This is a genomic window from Vibrio sp. M260118 (assembly GCF_036533755.1).
GTDB lineage: Bacteria > Pseudomonadota > Gammaproteobacteria > Enterobacterales > Vibrionaceae > Vibrio.
The window spans coordinates 1-6545 of record NZ_JATABG010000187.1 but is presented as its reverse complement, the minus strand read 5'-3'; the positions used below and the strand labels follow the sequence as shown (position 1 = coordinate 6545).

Sequence of the window (6545 nt, the reverse complement as noted above, 5' to 3'; positions counted from 1 at the left end):
ATCATGCTCGTCAAAGCTATGAACATGGCGAAAAACTCTTTTCTAATCCTCTCCCTTATCGAATTCGTCCTAAGCATGCAGCCAACAAAATACCACAAGGCTTTTATATTCAACTGCGCAGAGATGGGTTCCATCAATGTGCACCGTTTCAAAATTTAAGGATTACGACCGCAAGTGGAAGTGATTTGATGCTGGTTGGCATCGATCCTGTCTCCTTGATTCAGTTTAATGCGGGTAGCTCATTAAGCGAAATCTCATCGCTTGAATTGATGCGACCTCCTTTCCCAGTACTGGTGAGCGCCGATCTTGCCGAGCATATGCAGTGGGGGAATGGCGATTATATCAAACTCAATGATGGCACGGCGCTTGGCCCAATAGCTGTTGATTCGGAAAAACGTCTAAACGGTACACGTATTGTCGCCGATATGTCGCTGTTGAGAATGATTGAACGAAGCTCGGGTATTACGGTCATTGCCTGCGCTGATATGCCAGTCGAGAAGCTAAGCCAGCTAAAATCGTCATTGCCAAATGGCATGGTGTTGACGCGAATTTCTCAAGCCGAACTCGAGTCGCTAACAGAAGCATTTCATCTTAATCTAAGTGCGATGGGCATGCTGGCCTTCCTTGTTGGGCTGTTTATTTTCTATCAAGCAATGTCGATGACCTTGACACAACGTCAACCACTGGTGGGAAATCTAAGGCAGATGGGGGTCTCAGGTTGGCAGCTTGCTCAGGCACTGCTTTTAGAACTATGTGTACTGGTATTGGTTGGTTGGTTATGCGGTAATGTTTTCGGCATGGTATTAGCAAACCAACTTATTCCAGCGGTTTCAGCAAGCCTTGGTGACCTTTACAACACAAATATCGGCCTCTCTATTGATTGGAATTGGCAGTCAAGCCTCTCAAGCCTCTACCTATCATTGACAGGTGCGATTATCGCTTGCGCATGGCCATTGGTGCGTTTACTTCGTTCGCAACCTTCACGATTAACCACAAGGCTGTCTTTGGTTCGCTTTGCTGGGGCAGAATTCTCTATTCAGGCGCTGATTGCTTGCGGTTGCTGTGTGGCGGCTATCGCACTCTATCAAGCCCCACAAACTCAAGAAACAGGCTTTGCTATTATTGCGTTAATGTTGCTGAGCGTCGCATTGTTTACGCCTTATATCATTTGGAGAGTATTCGAAAGCTTATCGTATACACTACGTTGGGTTAAAGTTCGTTGGTTTTTCGCTGATGCAGCAGCCAGTATGAGCTATCGTGGCGTAGCAACCATGGCATTTATGCTCGCGATGGCGGCTAACATTGGTGTTGAGACCATGGTCGGTAGTTTCCGTGATACGACGGATAAGTGGTTAAGTCAGCGTTTAGCTGCAGACCTCTATATTTATCCGAACAACAGCAGCGCAGCGCGAATGAGCACTTGGTTATTACAGCAACCTGAAGTTGAGTCGGTATGGTGGCGTTGGGAGAAAGAAGTCGAGACCAACAGAGGTGCGCTCCAAGTCGTCAGTACCGGTCCTTCTGAAGGTGAGCTCAATGCGTTAACTGTGAAACTTGGTATCCCGAATTACTGGTATCACCTCCATCACTCTAAAGGTGTGATGATTAGTGAGTCGATGGCGTTGAAGCTTGGAATACGGCCGGGTGACAAGATCGATCTCTCTGGAAAACTGGGTGCAGGTTGGCAGGTCGTTGGGGTTTATTATGACTATGGTAACCCTTACAACCAAGTATTACTGTCTCATCGAAACTGGTTGTTTGCCTTTGCTGGTGGTGGCTCGGTTGCGCTTGGCGCGGTACTGAGTGATGAGGGAAGTCCAATTGGGTTAAAACGTAAGCTTGAAACTATTTTCAGAATAGATTCAGAGCAGATATTCGATAATAGCCACATCCACAGCCAAGCCATGAGGGTATTCGACCGTACTTTCTCCATTGCCGATACGCTAGGTAATATTACCTTAGTGATAGCGGTATTCGGTATTTTCTTTGCAACACTGGCTGGCGAGGTTTCGCGTCAGAAGCACATTTCTCTGTTGCGCTGTTTAGGTATGTCTGGTCGCGAACTTGTCATTATGGGTAGTTTGCAACTGTTCGTGTTTGGCGGTATTGCTCTTCTGTTAGCCATGCCATTGGGTATCGCATTAGCGAACTTGGTGGTTGATATAGTGATTAAGCAGTCGTTTGGTTGGACGTTAGAGATTCAATTTATCCCTGTGGAATATTTGCATTCTAGTGCATTGGCGATGTTCGCTTTGATGATTGCCGGTGCGATACCTGTCATTCGAATGGTGCGCAGCACTCCGATGCAGTCCTTAAGAGATTCGTTGTAGATGAGTATACGGAAGAGAAATCTAGTCGGTATTTTATTGGTTGCATTCGTTCTGGTTAGCCTTGCCGCTGGATTCCTATTGAGTCAGCCAAAACAGCGCGAACCCATCGCTAAAGGGGCTGAAGAGGTGACTTCGGTTCTCATATCCAAGCAAACCGAAATTTTTGAACCAGTATTACCGAACAACCCAGTGATTATTCCGCGTGATTTCGCTTTTCACAACGAATACCAACACGGTTGGTGGCACTTCTTTGCGAATGTAGAAGATCAGTTTGGAGAGAAGTACGGTGTTCAGTGGAGCTATTTTCGAATTGCGTCAAGTGACAGCAATTTGTCTGGTTGGCTAAGCCCACAGTTGTATATTTCTCATGTCGTAGTATCAAGCAAAAACAAAGTATGGCGTGAGCAACGGGTCGCCCGTGGAGGTATAGGTCAAGCTGGTATGACCTCAAAGCCATTCAAGATTTGGATTGATAATTGGTTCTGGCGCTCCCTAGGGCGTACACCATTTCCTGGCTTACTAGAGGCAGAAACCGATACTTTCAAAGTTCGTTTGAAATCACAAACTGATGGGCCGTTTGTTATACCGCGCGAGCGTGGATATTCAGAGAAGCATGATCTATTACCAATTGCTTCGCTTAACCTTACTGCGCCGTTTATATCGGTAGAGGGACAACTGGTTTTATCGGCAGATACGGTACTCAATGTTAAAGGCTCTGGATGGATGAGCAAAGAGTGGGGCAGTGGATTATTGGCAAAAAGTCAGCAGGGTTGGGATTGGTTTGTGGTCCACTTAGATGATCAAACTACGTTGTCGGTTAACCGCTACCGCCACCAAAGTCAGATGCCCTATGTGTTTGGTACCTTGGCTACGACAAATGGAGGAGTTGTGACATTAAACAATGATGATATCAAGGTTACTTCATTAGTTGATGCGCAGTTGGCAAACAACAAGATTGTCCCTGTCAAATGGTCGGTTAAGGTGCCAAAGCTCGGAATCGATATAGAAACTGATGCAGTGAACACGAACCTCTGGCTGCCATTTGTGTTGCCGTACTGGGAAGGCCCTATTACGACAACAGGCTCCCACAATGCGATAGGATTTATGCAACTAGCTGGTTATTAGCCTTGTTGATCTAGCCATTACGAATTTAAATGCCACTTCTTATTATTTGAGAAGTGGCTTTTGTGTTTTTATGTGGAATTTACGACGCTTTGCCTATAATGAACTGAGAACTTCAAGGTGAGTGCAGGTGACAAGTTCGGAAAAGCCGATGTGTTTCATCTAAACAATCGATTTTTCCATATGTATTGGATTATATAAACTCGAGCGTATTCTTAGTGGTCAGTTATTAACATAATAAATATAAGGGCAATATCATGAGTGATATGATTCGCGATTTTTTCAAACTAGAGTCTGCCGGGGGCATTCTACTGGTTATTGCAGCAGCGGTTGCAATGGTGATCGCAAACACTTCTCTAAATGATGCGTACCAAGGTTTCCTTCATACTTACGTCTTTGGTATGTCAGTTTCGCATTGGATTAATGATGGCTTGATGGCCGTATTTTTCTTGCTGATCGGTCTCGAAGTTAAGCGAGAGCTTCTTGAGGGAGCTTTAAAGTCAAAAGAGACTGCTATCTTCCCAGCGATTGCCGCGGTAGGTGGTATGGTTGCACCTGCATTAGTTTACTTAGCGTTTAACTATGGTGATGCAGAAGCAGTACAAGGCTGGGCAATTCCTGCAGCAACAGATATCGCGTTCGCTTTAGGTATTATGGCTCTGCTTGGTAAACGTGTACCCGTTAGCTTGAAGGTGTTCCTACTTGCATTGGCAATCATCGATGATTTAGGTGTTGTTGTTATCATTGCGTTGTTTTACACCGGCGACCTGTCTACAACCGCTTTGGCGGTAGGCTTTGCCATGACAGCGGCTTTGTTTATGCTCAATAATAAAAAGGTCACCAAATTACTGCCCTATATGATTGTTGGCGCAATCCTTTGGTTCGCAGTGTTGAAATCAGGTGTGCACGCGACACTTGCTGGTGTGGTTATTGGTTTCTCGATTCCGCTTAAGGGTAAGAAGGGGGAACACTCTCCGCTTAAGCATATGGAGCATGCACTGCACCCATACGTCGCATTCGGTATCTTGCCTCTGTTTGCGTTCGCTAACGCTGGTATCTCGCTCGAAGGTGTGTCAATCGATGGCTTAACGTCAATGCTGCCACTAGGTATTGCGCTTGGTCTGTTGGTTGGTAAGCCAGTTGGTATCTTCTCGTTTAGTTGGGTTGCAGTTAAGGCGGGCGTCGCTAAGCTGCCTGAAGGTATCACATTCCGTCATATCTTCGCGGTGTCTATTTTGTGTGGTATCGGCTTTACGATGTCTATCTTTATTTCATCGTTGGCCTTTGGCTCTGTGAATGTTGAGTTTGATACTTACGCGCGCCTAGGTATTCTAATGGGCTCAACGACGGCTGCCGTGCTAGGTTACTTCTTACTGCACATATCATTGCCAAAGAAGAGCGCAAGTGTTGAGAGTAATACACAGGTCAAATCTCAACACTAAAACCTAAAATAGAAAAGCGCCAACAAGGCGCTTTTTTGTTGGAGACAATTTAAGTCTATTTTTCTATTACGCTGAAGATGGTCCATTCTTCAACAACTTCCTCCTTCAAACCTACAACCGTTGCGGTAACACGTCGATTTAACGCATGAGAGGTTTCATCTTCACCTTGTGACTCTAGCCTCGTTTCGCCATAGCCGACAATCGTGACTCGACTCGGTTCAGTACCGAAAGAGAGCAACTCGTCTTCGACCGCATGGGCTCTTTTCTTAGATAGCTCAAGGTTATACTCAGGAGCTCCGACCTTACTTGCATAGCCTTGGATTTGAATTGATGCAGACTTGTAACGCTCCAAAAATTCGGCCATGGTCTGAATTTGGTCAGAGAAAATAGGGTTTATTACGTAAGAGTCATTAGCGAATAGAATTCGCAGTTGACGCTCTTCCTCTTCAAACAGGGCAGCCCCACAGCCATCGTTATCGACTTGAGCACCTGTTGGCGTGCCTGGGCAGATATCTCTGGCATTGACCACACCATCACGGTCATCGTCAGTGAGGTCGGATACCTGATTGGCGACAGGTGTTTGAATGTAATCATACTCGTCGGCTAAAACGCTACTAAACGGAACAAGTGCGACAAGGCCAAATGGGATCAATTGTTTCATGTTCATATTAATACTCCACTCGCTCAGACCACTCATCTGGCGTATCCACTAATAGAGCATCAAGCAGATTGCCGGTAGAATTCATTACACGGTATTTGGCGTACTGCTCGGCGTAATGGGCATCTAGGTAGTCTTTCCGTGCTTCGAACAGTTCATTCTCTGTGTTAAGCAAATCGAGAAGGGTTCGCTGACCAATTCGATACTGTTTTTCATAGGCAATGACGGTTTCTGACGCTGAGTCCACGTGATCGGCTAAAAAGTTCTTTTGTTGCAGTGTTAAATCCAGTGCACTCCATGATAGGCGCAGACCTTCTTCAACTTGTCGGTATGCGTTGTCTCTTAGGTCTTTAGCTTGGTTTAGTTGGTACGCTGCACGTTCAGAAAGGTCGCTATCCGATCCACCGTTGTAGAGGTTGTAACGCATTCTTAGCATGGCAAGGGTTTCGTCACTGCGGCCTCTATCACCGCCAGCATCATCGCGCCATGTTTGGCTCGCTTCAATCGAGATGGTTGGGTAATAGTTACCTTTAGACTGTTTGTACTGGAAACGAGCAGAATCGACATCCACTTGAGACACTCGAATCACAGGATGCTTGTCATAGGCTTCGACTAATGCATCTTGCAGTGACAACGGCAGCTTGGATTCATCCGCTCTTGGATAGATTAACCCTAGTGGAGCTTGACCGACTAAGCGATGAAATTGAGTGTGAGTATCAAGCATGTTATTCTGTGCGGCGAGCAGATTACCGTGTGCTTTAGCAATCCTCGCTTCTACTTGTGAAACATCTGCCGTAGAGCCTATTCCAGAGTCCGCTCGGCGCTTGATATCTCTATAAATCTCTTTGTGCACAGCAAGGTTGCTCTCTGAAAGGGCAAGAATCTCTGTGGCCTTAACCGCGTCTAAGTAAACCTGAGTGACACGCAATGCTAAGTCTGAAGCGTCAGATAGCAGTTGGTAGCGTACAGACTCTGCTTCGGCCGCGGTTCTAT

Annotated in this window: 5 protein-coding genes; 3 read left to right on the top strand and 2 right to left on the bottom strand. The window is 46.0% G+C overall.

Annotated features, from left to right (window positions below):
- The 3 genes from QTO00_RS12010 to nhaA form a co-directional block, all read left to right on the top strand.
- Positions 1 to 2330, top strand: a 2330-nt coding sequence (locus QTO00_RS12010; RefSeq protein WP_331425028.1) for an ABC transporter permease, incomplete at its 5' end; no start/stop codon positions are given.
- Entirely contained in the window at positions 2331 to 3455 is a 1125-nt protein-coding gene (locus QTO00_RS12005; protein ID WP_038207583.1) for a lipocalin-like domain-containing protein, read from the top strand.
- 254 nt (positions 3456 to 3709) lie between these two features.
- Entirely contained in the window at positions 3710 to 4894 is a 1185-nt protein-coding gene (nhaA, locus tag QTO00_RS12000) for a Na+/H+ antiporter NhaA (RefSeq protein WP_038207586.1), read from the top strand.
- Positions 4895 to 4949: 55 nt separating this feature from the next.
- On the opposite strand, the gene QTO00_RS11995 is transcribed toward nhaA, so the two are convergent.
- Positions 4950 to 5555 carry an OmpA family protein gene (locus QTO00_RS11995; protein WP_331425029.1) on the bottom strand — a complete coding sequence of 202 codons (606 nt, stop codon included), beginning with the start codon at positions 5553 to 5555 and terminating at the stop codon, positions 4950 to 4952.
- 7 nt (positions 5556 to 5562) lie between these two features.
- A partial coding sequence (locus tag QTO00_RS11990) for a TolC family outer membrane protein (protein WP_331425027.1) occupies positions 5563 to 6545 on the bottom strand: 983 nt, incomplete at its 5' end.

Coding starts and splice junctions, on each gene's coding strand:
- QTO00_RS12005 (WP_038207583.1), top strand. CDS start 2,331: ATGAGTATACGGAAGAGAAATCTAGTCGGTATTTTATTGGTTGCATTC.
- QTO00_RS11995 (WP_331425029.1), bottom strand. CDS start 5,555: ATGAAACAATTGATCCCATTTGGCCTTGTCGCACTTGTTCCGTTTAGT.
- nhaA (WP_038207586.1), top strand. CDS start 3,710: ATGAGTGATATGATTCGCGATTTTTTCAAACTAGAGTCTGCCGGGGGC.